Annotated in this window: 18 protein-coding genes; 1 reads left to right on the top strand and 17 read right to left on the bottom strand. The window is 34.7% G+C overall.

The genetic code is table 11. The features are described 5' to 3' along the window. The 14 genes from RTW14_RS06520 to RTW14_RS06455 form a co-directional block, all read right to left on the bottom strand. Positions 1–1,053, bottom strand: coding sequence for a hypothetical protein (locus RTW14_RS06520; RefSeq protein WP_312648897.1), 1,053 nt, complete (start codon positions 1,051–1,053; stop codon positions 1–3). A gap of 1,028 nt (positions 1,054–2,081) precedes the next feature. Further along, positions 2,082–2,390, bottom strand: coding sequence for a hypothetical protein (locus RTW14_RS06515; protein ID WP_312648896.1), 309 nt, complete (start codon positions 2,388–2,390; stop codon positions 2,082–2,084). An 81-nt stretch (positions 2,391–2,471) separates the two neighbouring features. Then, a complete protein-coding gene (locus tag RTW14_RS06510; protein ID WP_312648895.1) occupies positions 2,472–2,684 on the bottom strand; it encodes a hypothetical protein in 213 nt (70 codons plus the stop codon). A 29-nt stretch (positions 2,685–2,713) separates the two neighbouring features. Then, complete coding sequence (locus tag RTW14_RS06505) at positions 2,714–3,745, bottom strand: M23 family metallopeptidase (protein WP_312648894.1); 1,032 nt, start codon at positions 3,743–3,745, stop codon at positions 2,714–2,716. Beyond that, a complete protein-coding gene (locus RTW14_RS06500) occupies positions 3,732–5,771 on the bottom strand; it encodes a CD3337/EF1877 family mobilome membrane protein (protein WP_312648893.1) in 2,040 nt (679 codons plus the stop codon). The genes RTW14_RS06505 and RTW14_RS06500 overlap by 14 nt, the downstream gene beginning before the upstream one ends. Positions 5,772–5,783: 12 nt before the next feature. Beyond that, positions 5,784–7,511 (bottom strand): ATP-binding protein, encoded by a 1,728-nt coding sequence (locus tag RTW14_RS06495; protein ID WP_312648892.1) that lies wholly within the window; start codon positions 7,509–7,511, stop codon positions 5,784–5,786. A gap of 68 nt (positions 7,512–7,579) precedes the next feature. Further along, a complete protein-coding gene (locus tag RTW14_RS06490) occupies positions 7,580–8,248 on the bottom strand; it encodes a hypothetical protein (RefSeq protein WP_312648891.1) in 669 nt (222 codons plus the stop codon). Position 8,249: 1 nt separating this feature from the next. Continuing rightward, positions 8,250–8,687 carry a TcpE family conjugal transfer membrane protein gene (locus tag RTW14_RS06485; protein WP_312648890.1) on the bottom strand — a complete coding sequence of 146 codons (438 nt, stop codon included), beginning with the start codon at positions 8,685–8,687 and terminating at the stop codon, positions 8,250–8,252. Between the two features lie 12 nt (positions 8,688–8,699). Further along, complete coding sequence (locus tag RTW14_RS06480) at positions 8,700–9,023, bottom strand: TcpD family membrane protein (RefSeq protein WP_312648889.1); 324 nt, start codon at positions 9,021–9,023, stop codon at positions 8,700–8,702. Between the two features lie 23 nt (positions 9,024–9,046). After that, positions 9,047–10,009 carry a conjugal transfer protein gene (locus RTW14_RS06475; RefSeq protein WP_312648888.1) on the bottom strand — a complete coding sequence of 321 codons (963 nt, stop codon included), beginning with the start codon at positions 10,007–10,009 and terminating at the stop codon, positions 9,047–9,049. Positions 10,010–10,026: 17 nt separating this feature from the next. Beyond that, positions 10,027–11,502 carry a helicase HerA-like domain-containing protein gene (locus RTW14_RS06470; protein WP_312648887.1) on the bottom strand — a complete coding sequence of 492 codons (1,476 nt, stop codon included), beginning with the start codon at positions 11,500–11,502 and terminating at the stop codon, positions 10,027–10,029. Beyond that, positions 11,489–12,322 (bottom strand): tyrosine-type recombinase/integrase, encoded by an 834-nt coding sequence (locus tag RTW14_RS06465; protein ID WP_312648886.1) that lies wholly within the window; start codon positions 12,320–12,322, stop codon positions 11,489–11,491. Before RTW14_RS06465 ends, RTW14_RS06470 begins: the two co-directional genes overlap by 14 nt. Positions 12,323–12,489: 167 nt before the next feature. Continuing rightward, complete coding sequence (locus RTW14_RS06460; protein WP_312648885.1) at positions 12,490–13,062, bottom strand: hypothetical protein; 573 nt, start codon at positions 13,060–13,062, stop codon at positions 12,490–12,492. A 257-nt stretch (positions 13,063–13,319) separates the two neighbouring features. Continuing rightward, positions 13,320–13,622, bottom strand: coding sequence for a hypothetical protein (locus RTW14_RS06455; RefSeq protein ID WP_312648884.1), 303 nt, complete (start codon positions 13,620–13,622; stop codon positions 13,320–13,322). Positions 13,623–13,968: 346 nt separating this feature from the next. On the opposite strand from RTW14_RS06455, the gene RTW14_RS06450 reads away from it, so the two are divergent. After that, on the top strand, positions 13,969–15,054 hold the full coding sequence (locus RTW14_RS06450) for an NAD(P)H-dependent flavin oxidoreductase (RefSeq protein WP_312648883.1): 1,086 nt from the start codon (positions 13,969–13,971) through the stop codon (positions 15,052–15,054). Positions 15,055–15,314: 260 nt separating this feature from the next. Here the strand turns inward: RTW14_RS06450 and RTW14_RS06445 are convergent, their stop codons facing one another. The 3 genes from RTW14_RS06445 to RTW14_RS06435 all read right to left on the bottom strand — a co-directional run bounded on the left by RTW14_RS06445 (position 15,315) and on the right by RTW14_RS06435 (position 19,598). Then, positions 15,315–16,481, bottom strand: a complete 1,167-nt coding sequence (locus RTW14_RS06445; protein ID WP_312648882.1) for a Kelch repeat-containing protein — start codon at positions 16,479–16,481, stop codon at positions 15,315–15,317. A gap of 34 nt (positions 16,482–16,515) precedes the next feature. Beyond that, positions 16,516–17,919 carry a Kelch repeat-containing protein gene (locus tag RTW14_RS06440; RefSeq protein WP_312648881.1) on the bottom strand — a complete coding sequence of 468 codons (1,404 nt, stop codon included), beginning with the start codon at positions 17,917–17,919 and terminating at the stop codon, positions 16,516–16,518. Positions 17,920–18,227: 308 nt separating this feature from the next. Then, positions 18,228–19,598 (bottom strand): hypothetical protein, encoded by a 1,371-nt coding sequence (locus RTW14_RS06435; RefSeq protein WP_312648880.1) that lies wholly within the window; start codon positions 19,596–19,598, stop codon positions 18,228–18,230.

Here is a 19,598-nt window from a genome sequence, read left to right as displayed (position 1 = left end):
TTACCTTTTCCTCCTAAATATACTCTTTCTTTTTTCTTTTCTTGTGCTAAATCCACTAATGCCAAGTATTCTCTTAAAGCCTTCAGTAAAATCCCGCATTTCATCTCTTCTGTTTATTGGTAATTCATGATAGTCTTCTATTAGATTTTTCTCAGATTCCCCATTACCTGAAGCCAATAAAAACAACTGATTATTAAACAAATCACTCTGAAATAAGTCGTTTTTTAAGAATAGGTTCATCTTGTCGTTGTGCCAGGGTGATGCAAAGCACATACCTACTTTATAATTGCACCGTAGGAAATCACCCAGGAGCTGTTGATTAGCAGATATTAACTCTCCCACCATATTGACCTTGAATAGCCTGCCAAAATCTATAATGATAAATTGATAGGAGTTATCTCCAAATGCCAGCTGCAGTATGGTGTCCTTCTCCTTTATACCAGTACTTATAAGTTCCAGATTTTTAGGTTTCTTTTTTATGCTGCAGAAGTTTTCCTGATCGATTTCCAGGCAGATCACCTGGTACCCGCAGTTTGCAATTTCTTCGGCCAATTTTAAAGAGCTGGTTGTTGCACCTGCTCCATTATCTAAATTAAACACTCCTATACTGATTGTTCCATTTACTACTCTCGTAGCTGTAATATCCGCTTTTGAATTTTTATTGGCTATCATACTTAAATCAAAGTTATCTGGATAATGCTCCATATACCGTCCAACCAGACTAAGTTCATTAAACGTAACAAAAGCATTTACGCCAAGCCCTACAAGCTGCGCCGTCAGCTTCTTATCACTAAGGCTTTCAACTAGTACAATTATTTTAGGCTTTACTTCACTGTCCATACTATTTTCAATATAATCCGCAAGCTTTGCTGTTTTCCTAGCAGATAAAAGTGTATTTACAATGATGTAATCATAGTTTTCATAGGTCAGAATTTCTTCAATTAAATCGATACTGTCAACACTTTCAGCCCTGCTGATATTTGGCATGGCAGATATGGTATCTTCAATTTCGGCATTTCCTACAGCCATAATAACATTAAATATTCTTATCACCCCCACATATTAAAATCAGAGTATTGAGGTAAGATTATTCATATAAATCTTTAACTCATACTCTGATTTTATTGTATAGCTTACTATCTGTATATGTACCCTTAAATGGTTGTCATTATTAGAATTAACGTTAAACTACTTAATTTTTTTCATTTTTTCTCCTCAAATTTTTAAAATAAATTTTTTATAACTATACAAACACAAATAGGTTAAGAACAGCCCTGAGAAATACAAAATTATACAATCAATTAAAATTTCAACAAGTGAAAGTGAAATAGATAAATCTATTTGTGCACCAATAATGGTTAATTTAGAATATACTGCTATCATGGATAGATAATGGTTAATTAATGTTGGATAATAACACCTCATTTTTCTGTCGAAGAAAAATATATAAATACTATAAATATAAAACAAAAGCATCAGCAAAAGTATAAAGCGATTAGTTAAATAACCTATACTTGCTGGAAATTTCATTTGAATATTAATATTTGAATAAATATAACTCCAAACACCTATACTTATAACGAAAAGTATTAATAACAACCAATGATATAAATATAATTTAGATTTACATACATTTTTGTTTTCTACATAAGTTCTATGAGTAATGTTAGATAAAAATAAAAAAAACATAAAAACAATAGTTTCACAAAAAAGTAAGCTAATAAAAGAACTATAAAAATTTAATTCAATTAAATGTAGTATACGCGTATATATGTATGGGCATAAAAGGAAAAAAAATAATAATATAATATTTTTAATCTTGATACTCCTTAATTTCATTTTTCACCTCTTTTTCTTTCATATTACAAATCCAATAGTTATTTTAGTCGCCCTTTATGTATAATTTTATGGTTATATGTAGAAATATGCAATTTAAAGAGTTATATTTCTTCTTACATAAAAGTAGAAAAAACATCAAAATTTGTTCTACTTCGACATATTTCTACATTTTTTGTACATTCTCGGCATTTCCTATAGCCATAATAACGTTAAATATTCTAATCACCTCCACATATTATTTACTATAACAAACTTTTTATTTTAACTGCTAGGCTAAACGCTGGAAATCTCAACATGCAAATAGCTACAAAAACCAAGATAGATAGTAAGATACATATAGTTTCCATTTGTGCATCTTCGTTATCACAATTTAATAACTTCAAAACTTTCTTTACTAAATTTCCTAAATTCATTTCAGAATCAGTGAATATAACATAAGTGATTTTCTGTACTATATTTTCTGTTATAAATTTTCCTGCCGTACTTGAAGTCATATAGCCAAATATAAATGCTGTTATCCATCCTCCAGCTTTTTGCTTATTTTGATACATAATAATTACTCCTTTAATATAATAGAATAATTATATCAAATTTATGGTTGCCTTCAAACTGTATAGCCTGCAAATTTATTATTACCTAGTAAAGAATATTTTCCATAGAACTAATTCTGCACTAGTAATTATAAACATCCTAAACAATATAAATATAATTAGGCTTATCCATTTTACTTCTTTTCTTATATATTTTCTTATTCCTTCTATAACCGCTGGAACAAACAATATTAGAAGAATTATTGAACATATAACAAAAATAAGTTTCAAGATCATCGCCACTGTATTCTCCATACTTCCTCCTTTTACACAATATTTATATACTATTTTATTAGTGGCAGCGGATCTATGAGCACACCGTTATATGTAAGTTCCAGGTGCAGATGCGGCCCAGTTCCTATCCCGCTGTTTCCTACAGCACCTATAACGGTTCCTTTTGTAACCTTCTGCCCCACTGTAGCTTTAGCAGCGGATAAATGCTGGTAACGGGAAACCCATACATCATCACCGATGTTATGCTGCACTCTTACGTTTATGCCACGCTCTCCGCCATTTAGATTGACGGATATGACAACACCATCATCAATAGCGCATACTGGTGAACCCATTGCTCCAGGTCCGCTGATATCCACGCCGTTATGTGCCCTAGTTATACCAAATACCGGGTGTTTTCTTGCAACTGCAAACTTAGAGGTAATATTATGTAATGCTGGAGCAGGCCATCCAAAATATCCGGTTCCCGCAGAATCAATATAATCCGGCAGATCATGCACATCCCCAAACATTTCATCCAATGCCCCTGAAGTCATAAGCATGTCGACCCATTCAATCTGTTCTTCCGTAAACTTTTTCTCAATGATTAAGTCATCCAGTTCTTTCGGACTAAACTGTACAACAAACTCAGGCCTTGCATATTTCCCCGCAGCTTCAAGCACCGCATTTATATCACTATCCTTGGGTATTCTAAGCCATCTCCATATACTCTCAGGAGTGATCAAAGTTCCACTGGATACCAAAGTCCAATACCCCCCATCCTCTGTCTCAACATACTTATATATTTCATAGTACATTTTCATAAAATCTACAGCAGACAAATAGGGGTTTACATCCTCCAAATCATTGTGGAAGCGTACCGTATCATAAACAACTAGTTCCTGCCAGGTGCAGCCTGCCAGCTCTGCTGCTTTTTTATAGTCATCCACCATGCTTACTGCCGCTGACGGCATAAAGCTTGCCAATATCGTAAGCATGGCACTAAAAGCGATGATTATGATAAGAACAGGTATGCCAATAACAATGACCGCCCTTTTAACTATCTTCTTCTTCTTTTTAGGGCGTTTTCTATTGTTTTCCATGCTGTTTATCACCTTTACGTAGTTTTACTGATTCAGGTTGTTTTTTCTGCTTCTGCTCCTCTGATTTTTTTTGAAGCTGCTTTATAACTTCCGCATAGTTTAATTTTTTATCTTTTTCTACTTTTGTTTTACTTATTGTATCCTTACCTTTCTGATTATTCTGCTCCACCGATGGTGAAACAGAATCCACCACTCCTTTCCCGTATTTTTCTACCATGTTATAGTAGAGTTCTTCACCCTTTTCTTCTCCGAAAGTAGTTTTATATTCCTCAAGTTTAACTTTTTTAGGAGTTCTAACCTTACCTGCCAAATCGGCCGCCTTTTCCATAGTTACGCTGCCCAAAGACTGGGGTCGTTTAACCTTTTCTTCTGTTCTAAGTGAAAAATCTTTGCCATCATAAACTATATCATTGGTGCTAAGTCCTTGCTTATTAATACGGTTCATGAGCTGGGTCATCTTGATGATATCTTTCGTATCAAAATTACCTGCCCCTGAAGCTCTTACTTTTTCTGTTCTATTTACAAATGAGTCATAAGCTCCTGCTTTAGACTTTAAATAGCTATATTGATTTTCTAAAACCTCTTTTGATGACACAACATTCTCTTTTACATTCTGTCTAAAATTCCCTGCTTGTTCTACTTTTGAATCTTTAAAGGCTATTAACTGCTCTCCTTTTGTTTTAAGATACTGACCCGGAACTTTTAATTTTTCACCAATCTGATTAAAATCTTGATTTTGAACTTTCTGTTTTGTGGTACGTGCGGCCGACATGATGTTCCAATCAGCCTCAATGCCCTTATTTAGCATTTGAGGCATCTGTCCACCCGTGCTATTGTACATATAAAACAGCTCAAGTATTCTATGGCGTTCCAGCCATAGAGCAACCGTAGCAACAAACATTAAAAACATAATTATAAGCAATCCATATTCATCAACAAATTTGTATATTACATCCATCAAAATAAGGGTTACACTTAGGAAAAATACAATTATTACTCTTGTAAAAGAGATACTTACAATACGCATCCCCCATCTTTGCACTAATATAAGTCCAAAGTTTGGTAATAAAGATGCTAAAAATACAAAAACACCAAGCAGCAAATAAACTAAAAGTAATAATCTAAAACCAATAATTAGTACAGCAAAAATAAGTATTACAGCCATAAGCAAAATATTAAATAAAAACAATATGACTGAAGTTGCCAGTCTAGATAATTGATATCCAAAGCTTTTAGAAAATAATCCTTCCGATTCTGCAAGTTGTTTAATGAGTTCTTTTCTTTCTTCAGAATCTGGTTCCAGTTTAAGTATATCGGCTTCATACTTTTTAGCTGTGCTGATATTTCCAAATTCCAATACCTGCCAGGATTTATGTACAAACAGATTCCAGCAGAGCGATGATGCTTTTCCTTTTGCATCCGATGCATTTCCTCCTACCGTAGTCTTATAGGGGCCTTCCATAACTGCATCAGACACTCCACATGTTACCGTATCCACAGCTTTTAACATCTGAATAGGATAGGCGTAAAATATAAATGCCATAACAACAATCAATACAATCCCAATAAAACTTGATAATGCTTGTATCATTCTTCTCTGCGCCATTTTTAAAAGCAGTAAAAATGCTGCAAAAGCAATTGCATATACGGCTAAGCTATCCCATAAGCTGCTTTTCATGGCAATTATAAAAGGTTCTATAATTTCAGCAAATATTGGTGAAATATCTGCTGAAAGCGAAAATGAAAAGACAGCTATTGTAAGTGTCGCCAGCAGCTTCTGCAGAAAAAAGTTAAAGCTATATAGATTCTTAAATACAACACTTCCTGTATCTTTAAAGATGGACATTTCTTCTGTATCAATCCCGTAATGATCCCTATACTTAATAAAGTAGTCATCTTTGCTCTGCTGGGCAGTCTCCTCTAAGTTTTTATATAAATCATCATCTGCTGCATAAACAGTGACTGCAGATACTGATATAACTATGATTAAAAGCAAGGTTAGTCTCATGATTACTTTTTTATGCATCACATCACTTCCTCACGCTGCGTCCTGATTAGGATTGGTATCAAAAGCTTTAATAAGATGCTCATATACAGCATCGAATTGAAGTATCCCAACCCGTCCATCAAGGTCTTGAAATAAGCATTCTCCATTTCCAAGCTTCATGACTGTATCAATATTTTCATCGGTTTCTTCAAGGTCTAGGAATTTTAATACACGTTTCACCTCGTCAATTTCTGTAGTCTTAAAACAGAATTTGTATGTAATGGCATTTTTGATTCCGTCGCCCTTTAGATCATTTACGCTGTGCCCTATAAAGATACAGCCGGCATTTAATGATCTTCCCATTCTTGCTAAGAAATTCATTAACTTAATGCCCATCTGAGTTGCTGATAACGCCCATGATTCATCAAATAAAACAAGCTTAAATATACGTTTATCTGACATAGCAAACTTCTTAGCAAAACTTGCAATTGGAAGCATCAAAACTGTTGATAGGATTTCTTCCTGAGTATAGTCATCCTTTATGGTCTGAGGATCAGGCATCTGCAGATTTTGGATCTGCAATATGTTCAGCCTGTTATCAAAGCTTAAGCCCTTTTCATCACCTGTTCCAAATAGCAGCTTTGCCATCCCTGATTTTCTTATAATACTAATCTTTCTTGACAGTTTCATGGCCGTTTCCCTCAGGTAATCATTTTCAGGAAAATTATCAAGTCTTTGAGCCAGTGCACACATACATGGTTTGGGATTATTTTTAACCCAGTCTATAGCTTCCAAAAGTGCAATATAATCATCATCTTTAGGTTGAAGTTGAAAAAGTTCACAGATAATGTTCTGTGCAAGTTCACCTGCTTCGTTCATATCATCTTTATAAATAATAAACGGATCAAGTTTTCCTATATCTTCATCATCTGTCCCTAATGTTGTAATGCTTGTTACCTCAGCTAGCTCGGGAATATCTTCTGCCCATTTTCCGCGCTCATCTTTGGGGTCAAAAATCAGTGCAGCACCGCCATAAAGTACATTAAGATAAACTAGAAGGTTTGCATTAAAGGACTTGCCACCTCCAAGAGTCCCTAAAAAACAGGAGGATGCAGATCTGTTTCTAAGGCAGGCAAGAGCCATGCTTAAAAAGACGTTGTGATTTATAAGTCCTGTAGTTCCGATATATGGTCCATCTAAATCCCCTACCATCTTAGTTGCTGCAAACATAGCTCCTGCTATAGTCTGCGGTGGAAGGGGCATTATGTAATCATGTACGTATCTTCCCGCCCCCGGTATGAACTCCATGAAAAGTTTGAATTGGTCGGTAAGTGGCCTTTCTATCATGAAATTCATATCGTCGTACTGCTGCTTTAAAATTTTTGCATTATTGTCCATTTCAAGTTCGTTATCCGCTGCAATACAAAAACTGATTGTTACTTCTGCAAGGGGATCTCGGTTACGCTTTAATTCAGATTCTAGATCATCTGCACTCATAGAGGCCTCATACAGTTCTTCCGGCACATTATCATTCTGCGCAACATGTTCTATCTGGCTTTTAATCTCCTGCCTTTTCCCTGATATCTTTCTCATAGAATCTCTAAATTCTATAATTTTTATATGCAGGCACACCTCTGTAGCAAAAGGATAGTCCTGAAGTAGAAGCAGCCATTCACCACCTGGAAAAGCCAGTCCATCAGGAATATGTGACATGGTAAGAAAAGTCTGGTATGATACTTTTCCATCGCTGTTAGTAATCTTTATGTGGCGGTCTGCCACTTCAACAAGCCCCTCAGTAAGTGTCAGGATATCTCTTTTTAAAGGTCTTACGGCCTTTTCACCATCTTTTATGTTATAGTCCTGTCAGGCTTCCAGTAACCCCCTTTATTGTTTTTTCTAAGCTTAACCGGCTCTGCAATGCCTCTTCTGAACATTCTCCTATAAAGCCACTGGGTGGTTTTCTCATCTGTCTTTTCCATAGCAAGTCTTTTATTCTGTTCTTTATACCATGTACTCTGGGCATTCTGAAAATATTTTATTTCACTCAGTAATATTTCTCTCCGCTCTACTGCAAAGAACTCCTCCAGTACCTTTAACGGTCTTTTAAATAATTCATCAAGCATGTTGGGTAAATTATTTCTTTTTACCATCTTTGCTAATACATATACTTCATAGTTATCACTGTTGCCCTCATGTTTAACCTTTTCAAGCAGATACCCGGCTGTGCCTTTTGCATGGATTACCGCAGATTCATAAAGAGGATCGCTTTCTTTTAATCCTTCAATTAGACTATCATAATGTTCCTTAACATCCTGAACCGCTGGTATTATTAAAATCTTAGCCTCGACACCCAGGTTTGCAATGAACCGGGTAAGTCTGTTCAGCCACGAGATCTGTCTGTCTGTAGAGAGAAAATCATAATTAAAGCCAACCGCCTTATAACATGCCCAGCAGCTGTTAGTCTTTTCATTAAAAATTAAATTTTCCTCATAATATTTTACTGGGAACTGATACATACTACATTCCTCTCTCTCTTTTTTTACTTTTTTTAGTTATCTCGTCCATTATGTTTATCACTTCCTGCCTCCTGTAAACTACCGGCATAAAATACCCTGGCTTGAAGCTTTCAACGGACTTAAATCTTGCAATTTTTTTAGGCAGACCCATATAGTCGATATATCCTATAACAAACTTATGGGGCAGCTTGCCGTCAAACTTTTTCTTGGTTAGAAACTTCATCAGTCCATAAGGTACTGCTAGATAACGCACAATAAAAGGTATTGCATTAAGAAACGGCAGTACCTTAAGTATGGCAATTGTAATTAAAAGTCCTATGACAAAATATACTACTTCGTCTGGGTTAATTGGAATTGGAAGTTTTAAATCATCGATGGCATATATTTTTCGTTCAAACTTCCACATTTTATTGTAGGTTCTAAGAACTTTATGCTCCATCATAAGCCTCCCTTATTTGGTTGCAATTCTATAAATAACTTCTCCTATGGCTGACAATTTGTCCGGATATTTTATAAGGAAAAGTGCGGCCCCGCCTATCAAAACAAACACAATGCAGGGGGTCCATGCCTTCTTAACAATAAATTTCAATACAACAAAGGCAACAACACATAAAGCAAACCACCAGATTTGCTCCATCCCCCAGCCTCCAAGATTCTGTCCTACATTTGATATATCTGCAAATACTGGAATAGTAGTCGCCGTCAGCATAAGCAGCACCATTTCTATTCTTCCTAAAATGGATTTATTTTTTTTATTTAACGTATTCTTCTCCACTTGTCTGTCCTCCTTTTCTTTCCTTAAACTGGTCTTGTATTAATTGATTTGATATAGTAATGTTTCTTAGCATAATCTACCCTTAAAAATAACCTCTGCTGCATAGGCTGTTTGTTATCCAGCACTGTTAATGTGGTATCTACCAGATATTCATTTGTTTCTTCATCTCTGCATACCGTAGCATAATCTAACTTTTCAAAAGTAACCATCCCCGCTGCTACATCTTTTATTTCACTATCAGCCGTTAAATAGTAGGATATTTCGTTGGAAGTACCGCTGTAATATGCAGTAAAAAAGCTATTTAAAGTTTCTTTAATTTTCTGTATTTCCCCTGTTTCTACCTGTCCGCCTTTATAGGTATCTACTGGTTCAATAGCTGCTGCCTTTATCTGGGGGACATATGCTGGCATAGATGAGACCGCATAGTTTCCTTTTTTATCTGCATTGATTGGTACTCTAATATATATATCCTTCTGCTTTTTTTCTGCACCCACTGCCATAGGAACATATGTAACCTGCAGGTGTACATCCACATCAAAATTCGTAGAACTTTCATACGTAATCTCTGTGGCACTTGCAAGATTTACTATTGTCTGATACTGATCCGCAGAAGGGCTTTTTATCTCCAAATTTTTGGCCAGATACCTTTTTACCCGCTGTTCGTAGTCACTGTTGAATTTTCCTGAAAAGGTATAGTATTCATAAGCAAAATCTTCAGCAAAGGCTGCCGCTTCTACCTGGACCGTTTCCCGCAGTTTTGCATCTGCTTGGTAATCTGTTACAATCTGTTCCAGGCGCTGTTCGCTTCCCGGAGCCAGTATGCTTGCAATTCCCCGCAGCAATAAAAAAAGAATGACCGTCCACAAAATGATACGACCAATCTTCATCCACTTATCCGTTTTTATCACTGATATCTTATCTGATTTATGTTCTTTTTCCTTACTGACAGACTCTTTCTTCTTTTTCTCTTTGGTTTTAAAAATCAATCAGATTCCTCCTCTCTCTAAAAGCTCCCTAGCTCTTTAAATTCTTCCTCTGACCAATCGGGTTCATAACCAAGCAAATCCTTTTCCTCATCATAATCTGAGAATTCGGCATTGCATGAAGTTTCTTCATACCCCTGTTCAATAAGCATTGATCCAGTTTGATAGTTTCCCTTTATTAAACTATCTTCAAAAAGAAATGCTTGAAATTCATAGATGTCTGCTCCCACAGTATAAACAAATCTTCCCTTTATATCGGGAAGCCTATGAGCTGCCGTATTGCCTACTACCATTATAGAGGCATGTTCATCAACCATTCTCCCACATATCCTAAGTGTAAGATTGTTTTTAATCTGCCCGGGAATGACGTTTGCATCTGGTCTTTGTGTTGCTAGAAGCATGTTAATTCCCGCTGCACGTCCTAGTCTAGCCAGTGAGTTCATCTCTTTTATTATTTCATTGAAAATTGTCTGCTCCGATTTTGATACCCCCGTTTTGTCAAGCATTTCTGAGACTTCATCACAGGCAATAACAATTCTGCATAAAGGGTTATCTGGATGCAATTCATTATATTCTACAATTTTTAATACTCCATTTTCTCTAAATTTAGCCAGTCGTGCATTCATTTCTCTGGTTAGATTTTTAAGCAGCTCTAATGCCTGCTGCCTTTCTGTTACAACCTCTCCAAATTGTTCATATTTATTTCCAAATTCAACCCCTCCTTTAAAATCTATCATAAACAATTGAGCGCCTTTCTTGATGCACTGCCATATCATACATTTAAGAATTACTGATTTCCCTGATCCCGTAGTTCCAGCAATAAGTGCGTGTGCATTTGTATTCAGATCAATATAAACGTAATTGAGAAGTCCCTTTCCAATACAAAGTTTAAAATCTTTTTCATCAATGAAATCATCTTCCCAACATATTTTGGATTCAAATCCCATCTTTGTTGGTACAACGGTTAATAGGACTACTTGTTTAGATTCTTTTGGATTTTCAATATTTTCTATGTTACAATCTAGGACATTTTCTAATTCCCATTTTCTACTTCGCCATTCATATAAGCTGATTCCATTGGAATAAAAGGTATAAATTATTTTTTTATTATCCTCCTGCTTATTTTTAAGTACTGGATAGCTGCCATTTTTGCTACAGAATTTTATGGTTGCAAATTTTGTTTGAAACTCATCCTCCGTATTCTCCTGCTTTTTACTTCCAAGTTCATACAGAATGATTAAAGGAAATGCTGGTGATAAAAGCAGTACTATCTTCAAAATATGAATTCCTGTATTGGGAACAAGATATTCTGCTATTGAATACCTCAAATAAAAAATCACTCCTGAGATAAGAGTGACTAACACAAACAACAACATTTTGTCTTGTTCTTTAATTATTCTTTTAGTTCCAGCTGCAATTCCTTTAAAAAAAGCTATGATATTATTTCCCACCATTTCCAGTTGCTGATCACCTTTGTCCAGTTTAACCTTGCTCATCTTCTTCACCTCCGTCATCCCACTCATCTCCTAGATACAAATTTGTAATCTTAGGCTTGCTGTGTCCAAGCTCCCTGCTTACCGCAGATCGTGCTTTCCGCTTTCCCTCGCCTTCAGTAATTTCTTCTCTAAACCGCTGCCTTGCATTTATACGCCGGAAATCATGTGTTTCCATATCATGTTCTCCTGCCTGCTTTTTTAAATATGCTACTGTATAAAAAGCTTTTTCACTATTTTCTAGCGGCTCTATTAATGCTTTCAAATGGTCAAATAGATATTCATCGTGCATGACATGGACATCTCTTGCTTTTCTGCCTTTACCATTTCGTACTCTCAGTTTTATGTTCCTATCATTTTCATCAAAAAAAATATCAGATTTAGTTAAATCCGATATTTCAGAAATCCGCAGACCTGATTGCTTCTGCAGCCGTAATGCCAGCTTTAGTTTTACATCTTTTAAAGCATTGATTTTATGGTTGTATATAGTTTCTGTATAAGATAGTTTTTTGCCTTTTAAAGTTGTCTGTTGCTTTTTTCTAAGTCTTATAAGGGGTTCTCCATATAGTAAAAGCTGTGAGCTGTTTAAAACATCTCTTTCATATTTTTTTACTGCTGTGATATATTTGGCCAGCTGTTTATTTCCCAGGCAAAGTTTATTGATTGATTCTTCCAGGATTACCGCAGGTGGTCCATCTCTATTGCCTGCAACTTTTTCTAGCTTCCTAATGCATCTTAAATAGCCATCCATCGTATGAACTGACAGCTCCTTTCTTCTAACTTGCTCACGGAGTATGTCCTCAAACATTCTAATATTAAACATGAAGAAATATCACCTTCCTTTCATTAAGTTTTAGTTTTTATAATTCAGTTTTTATATGGTTTATACTAGTCAGCTAATTTAGCGTTAAAATAAAAAACTACTAACTCATATTGATCGTTAGTAGTTTATTGGTTCATAAATTGTATTAATTGGGTTAAACTTCACGTTTATGCTTGCAGATTTAACGTCTGGCTAGTGGTTGATGTCTCCCCAGCTTTTAAAGCTATGCGAGCTTCATGATATGCATCGTAGTAAGCAAATTTCATACTGTCATAAACTGTCTGCTCCCCTTTTGAAGAACGGGTCTGCCATCCAACTCCAGGGGTAAAGGTAGCAATTTCATCATTATTTTCATCAAATATATGAGCTCCAGTTCCTAATGCTCCAGTTTCAAATTGTGCCTTATACGGTAAGTGAAACAGCATACACAGCAATCTTTCATCTGCTTCACGCATTTCCTTATAACTTTCTATATTTTCATCGCTATTCATCATTGACGTGGCTTTTGCCATTGCTGCTGCTCTATCAGGTGAAACCTTTGCCACCTCACTTTTGAGTAATGACTTATACTGTTTTCCCATATATACAGCATCTTTTGCATCTTCCTGTGCCAATTGTGTTATTTTATCTTTTAAGGAATCCGTTAATTCCCATTTTTCGTTTGATGATAGTTGAGAAGACTTCTGCGTAACCGATGTGTTTAAAAGAGTATTACGATAACCAGTAATTGATATTGACATTATAATTACGCTCCTTTCCTTAAAGTTTTTGGCAGATATAACTAACCATGCCAGTAAATTATATATCGTCAAAGATTCTAAAAATCTTAACGATGCGAAGGAGCGCTTAATCTTCTTTTACACCCTGCAATGAATAGTATATAAATAATCTTCCTCAATTCTTAGTCAAATTCTAATTTGTAGTGGAAAATTAGACCCTACCTAACAGAATTTTAGTTTGTCTGACTAAATTCAACCTATAGTCTGGCAAATTATATCTATACGATAAATAGCACACTGAACAAAAGAATACATAACCAGGCAATAGAGACAATTTTTCCAGCCTTTGCAAAAATATGATTAGGAAATTTATGCCCAACTATAATTGCTGGTATTAAAAATACAATAGCATAAAACATAGTATAGTGTGTACCCATGTTGCCATTAGACCATGATGGTAAATTAACTGAATTCAAAACAATGTCACCTAAACAAAAAATTTTTTTTATACTTGCTGACCATAAAATAGCCAGGATAAACAATACAAGAGATAGGGAACCTATACCAAATTCTTTTTTCAATTTAACGCCTCCTAGTAAAATTTTACTTTTCTTCCTTTATCAGAATACTATATAATTTTCTAACTATCAATGTTTAGTTTTCAACGTACTACCTCGTTGAGACTTTATGTAATATTAAAATGTATGTTTAATCAATTTCCACATTTAATCAGTTATTAAGTATAGTAACTTTAATCAAATGTGTTTGTTATCACAAATTTAATTTTTTATCCTCGGCTTATTGACGTGTTCAAATCATGTGATATAATTACAATATTGTGTAATGTGGTTTTGGTAATTATATTACTGTTTAAAAAACAAAATTATTTTCACATACTTATAGCAAAACTATTGAACGGAGGGTCATATGAAATTAACATCTTTAGTTATAGACGATTTAACTGCTCGTATTCCAATTATACAAGGTGGCATGGGCATTGGAATTTCTCGGTCAAACCTAGCAGCAGCAGTTGCAAATGAAGGTGGTATCGGGATCATTTCCGGCGTACAAATCGGATTCTCAGAACCAGATTTTGAAACGAATACTTTAGAAGCAAATACTAGGGCACTTATCAGAGAAATAAGACGTGCAAGGGAATTAAGTCCTCAGGGAATACTCGGTGTTAATTTTTTGGTAGCCATGAACAACTATGAAAAACTTGCAGAAACAGCAGTGGACGAGGGAATCGATATCATCATCTCCGGTGCAGGACTTCCCACCAGGCTTCCGGCAATCGTACAAGGTTCTAAAACCAAAATAGCACCTATGGCTTCTTCCAGTAGAACTGCCTCTGTCATCTGTAAATTGTGGGATAAAAAATATAATCGGATTCCCGATTTTATTGTTGTGGAAGGCCCGGATGCTGGGGGACATTTGGGTTATAGCATGGAAGAATTAACCTTAGAAATCACGCCGAATCTCGACCATATCATTCCAGAGGTCTTCGAAGTAATTCAACCTTACGAAAAAAAATACGGCAAAAAGATTCCTATCGTAGCCGCAGGAGGTATTTTCACCGGGCAAGACATCGCCAAATATTTAAGCCTTGGAGCTTCAGCAGTTCAAATTGCTACAAGATTCATTGCAACAGAAGAATGTGATGCGCACATCAATTTCAAAAATGCCATTCTAAACGCTAAAGACGGAGATATAAAGCTGATAAAAAGTCCCGTAGGCATGCCAGGGAGAGCATTAAAAAACACCTTCATCGAGCAGTTAGAATCAACCCCTCTAAACATAGAAAGCTGCTCCGGTTGTATGAAGGCTTGTAAAGCTCAGCAGGCCGCTTATTGCATTTCCCAAGCTCTTATTAATGCTGTAAACGGAAACATCGACGAAGGGCTCGTTTTTTCCGGATCAAATGCACACCGAATTGATAAGATTGTTAAAGTAAAAGATTTAATGGGTACCCTTGTCCGGGAAGCAGAAGAAGCCTACTCTTATTCCATTTAATTTGTATTCAAGAGTTTATCTTCTGTAAACTTTTAATCAATTCATCCGATTTATTCTTATACCATACATTTTAATATTACATAAAGTCTCAATTTCCACATTTAATCAGTTGTTAAGTATAGTAACTTTAATTGAAAAGAGTAGGGTTTGTATACCCTACTCCATAATTGCTATCCATTTACTCTAACATATATTTGATATGCCTGGCCATCTAGTTCAGCTTTAACAATAGCTAAACCTTTAATTACCTTTAATTACCTTTAATTACCTTTAATTACCTTTATAGATATATGTTCCTTAAAGCTTGCATCGGTATTCTGCACATATATATCTGCTTTACCTTCAGATACTGCTGTTACTTTACCCTTTGCATCAACAGTGGCAATATCGTCATCAGAAGAACTCCATATATAGTGCTTCGTATTATCTAAATTATACGAGGTGCTACATTGAACAGTTTCTGTAACCTTAAGTAATACCGATAACAATAAGTTGTTTATTTCCGTACTTTCAACTTGTAAAGATTCGATAGTAAAAACCGATCCACTAGCATTAGATCCACCAATTACATATATTTTACTACCCACTACTGAAGAAGTTAAATTACACTTTGCAATAGGCATAGAATTACCCGTAGCCCATGTATCGGTTTCTGGATCATATATTTCCACAGTATTAAGTACTTCTGAACCATATCCACCAATTGCATATATTTTATTACCTACTGCAGATGAAGTTAAGTAACGTCTTGCTGTAGACATGGGCTTTCCCGTAGCCCATGTATCGGTTTTCGGATTATATATTTCTACAGTATTAAGTGCCGCCTCTGGAATGTAACCTCCAATTACATAAATTTTATCTCCTACTACCGAAGATGTTAAGTGACCCCTTGCTGTAGGCATTGATTTGCCTTTAGTCCACATATCGGTTTTCGGATCATATATTTCTACAGTATTAACATAACCTGTTGAACTGCCTCCACCAATTACATATATTTTATTACCCACTACTGATGAAGTTAATCCAAATATTGCTGTAGGTATGGATTTACCAGTAGTCCATGTATCGGTTTGGGTATCGTATATTTCTACAGTATTAACATAACCTGCTGAATTAATTCCTCCAATTACATATATTTTATCTCCTACTACCGAAGCGGTTAAATGGTACCTTGCTGTAGGCATTGATTTGCCTTTAGTCCATGTATTAGTTTTGGTATCATAAATTCGTACGGCATCATCTATAACTGATGAAAATCCTCCAATTAAATAAATTTTATCTTTTACCGCACAAGAGCCTCCGAAATTCATCGCTTTAGGCATGATTGTTTCTCCTCGCCATATATACTCTTCTGATGCCCAAACATTATTACTGGAAATTGCTAACATTAAACACAATGTCATAAAAATTGCTATAAATTGTTTCATACTCCTCCTTTTATTTCATATTTTAATAATATTGTTAGATCTCGTTATTATTTACTCTAACATATATCTGATATGACTTTCCTTCCAATTCACCCTTTATAATTACTAAGCCTTTTTTTACTGCAGTAATCTTGCCATCTGCTGAAATAGTAGCAATGCTTTCATCCATAGAACTCCATTTTACTTTACTTGCATCATCTGTTAAATATAACTTAGCGTTTTCTCCTACCTTTAAATGAACTGCAAGCCGTAATTCATCTGCTACACCTTTAACAACCTTTACAGATATATATTCCTTAAATGTTCCATCTGCATTCTTAACATATATGTCAGCAGTACCTTCTGATACCGCTGTAACTTTACCATTGGTATCCACTGTAGCAATAGCTTCATTTGTAGAACTCCATTTAAGATTTGTGTTGTTGGCTAAATCATATGAAGTACTAAGTTGAACGCTCTCTCCTGTATTTAATAATACAGATTGTCTCACTGGTGAAATATCCGAGAAACCTCTTACTTGTAAAGATGTCATTTCTCCTGTCAAAATATTATTTTTCTCTCCTCCAATTACGTAAATGTTATCTCCTACCGCACAAGAAGACAAAAAACTCCTTCTTGAAGGCGAAGGTTTACATGTAGTCCATGTATTGGTTTTTGTATCATATATTTCTACAATATTACCAGTAAAGTCTACACTAACGCAAATTGCATAAATTTTATCATCTACTACTAATGAACTTAATGTATTACATAATTGAGGCTTACTTTTGCCCATAGTCCATGTATTGGTTTTTGTATCATATATTTCTACTAGATCAGCTAAGCTTCCTGAAGTTTTTCCGCCAATTACATAAATTTTATCTCCTACTGCTGACGAAGGTTTGGCAAATGTTGCTGTAGGCTTTGATTTACCTATAGTCCATGTATTAGTTTTTGTATCATATATATCTACAGTATTAGTTGATTTTTTCGATAAATCAATTCCGCCAATTACATAAATCTTATCCCCTACGGCTGATGATGTTAAATTACCTTTTGCTGTAGGCATAGACTTACCTGTTGTCCATGTATCGGTTTCTGTATCATATATTTCTACAGTACCAACTACTACTCCTGTTGAATTGTATCCTCCAATTGCATAAATTTTATTTCCTACTACTGATGAAGTTAATAAACTCCTTGCTGTGGGCATGGATTTACCTACTGTCCATGTATTGGTTTTTGTATCATATATTTCTACAGTATTAACTCTTCCTACTGAACCGTCTCCTCCAATTGTATAAATTTTATTTCCTACTACCGATGCTGTTAAGGAACCTCTTGCTGTAGGCATTGGTGTTTCTTCATGCCATGTCTCCTCTTCAGCTGCCCATACACTAACACTTGATATTGCTAACATTAAACACAATGTCATAAAAATTGCTATAAATCGTTTCATATTATTTCCTCCATTATTTATTACTTCTATAAAAATATAAGTGAATTTAACCTCCCTCTTTCTTCTAGTGCAAAAATAACTTCCAAAATAAATATTATAATATCAAATATCTAATGTCCATAGTTTCGACACAAGCAGACAATATTAGACAGAATACTGCTAAATGCCACCATTTCACTCTATATTTCCAAGCTTAATCGGTTGTTAAGTATAGTAATTTTAATTGAAAAGAGTAGGGGCATATCAATTCCCTACTCCTTAGTTATTATCCATTTGCTCTATATTACTGTACCACCCGTGTAAGTCAGCTAATTTAACAAAGTATTTAACTTTATTTTATAAAATCCATCTGGGTTATTTTCACCAAGATCCCAGTCGCAAATGTCTTGACCATAAATAGTATTTTCATTAAAGTACCAAAATGATATTGGATGTTTTGTTTCCGAAATCAAAGAAGATATATCAATGTTATAATTTTTATCATGCTCCATATCCAAAAGTCCCAACTTTTTTTCATCCTCAAATGTGTAAAGCAGATCACTCTTATCGGCTTCAGAGTTAACTTCAACTATGCTGTTTATCCCTATACTTTGTATTTCCTTTATGGTATCTGATTCATCCGAATTCCAATAATAAATAGTACTTGTTGGATAAGAAATAACTGCAACCCACTTACCCATAAAATAAGGATTGGAAAAAGCATCTTCTTTATTTTCAGATTGAAGTCGCATGGTATTTTCTCCATTGCCCAAATTATACTCATACAACGTTAGTTTAGTATCTTTAGTACCTGTAAAATATATTTTTTGCTTTTTTTCATTCAAAACGCATTGATCGTAGCTGATACCCTGATCAAGTTTTCCTATAACTTTTGTTTTGGAATCACTTATATCATAAATACAGATTTCATTTTGTTTATTAAGATAATAAATTTGTTTCTCTCCCCAGCCTATCATCTTTTCCTCAAAAATGGTTTCTGAAAGATTTGTTTTAAGGTTTACTTTAACACACTTATTCGGAAGAAGAATATATGCTGTATCTTTGTAAAATAACATATTTTCAATTTCACCTACATTATCCAACAATTTAACCTTAACACTATCTGAAAAGGATCTCCGATATAAACAATTGTCATTTATATTGAAATAATATAAATCCTGTTGATTTACAAAAATAAAAGGTGTTGATAACAAAACATCTTCATCATCAAATTCAGCCAATTTTTGATCTGAAAATTCATTATAGTTTACTCTCATTAACTGAACTTTTGACTGATTCTCATTCTCTTGAAAATAATAATATGTATTACTATTTTCAGGCTCTTTGTTAACATTTGCATAGGTATGAACACCTTTTTCTATGATTTCCTTTAAATCACCCTCAAAATTAAACTTGTAAACTGCCTTTTCTCGATAACCGTCTCCAGTTGGCCCATACCCCAAGCCTAAAAACATTCCTTTATCATCTAATCCTATAATATTGAGGTATACTTTATTTAGTATCTGACAATCAGATAATGAAAGCCTTTCAATATCATCCGACTTGACAGTAATATTTGTTGTTTCTACAATGTCTCGATTACTTACATTTTTTTGATTGTTTGTCGAACGACATGCTGTAGAAAGCAAGATTATAGTCAATAAAAGTATACCATTTTTAAAGTAATGACTTTTTTTCAT

The organism is Aminipila sp. (genome assembly GCF_032051575.1).
GTDB lineage: Bacteria > Bacillota > Clostridia > Peptostreptococcales > Anaerovoracaceae > Aminipila.
This window is presented reverse-complemented; position numbering and strand designations above follow the sequence as displayed.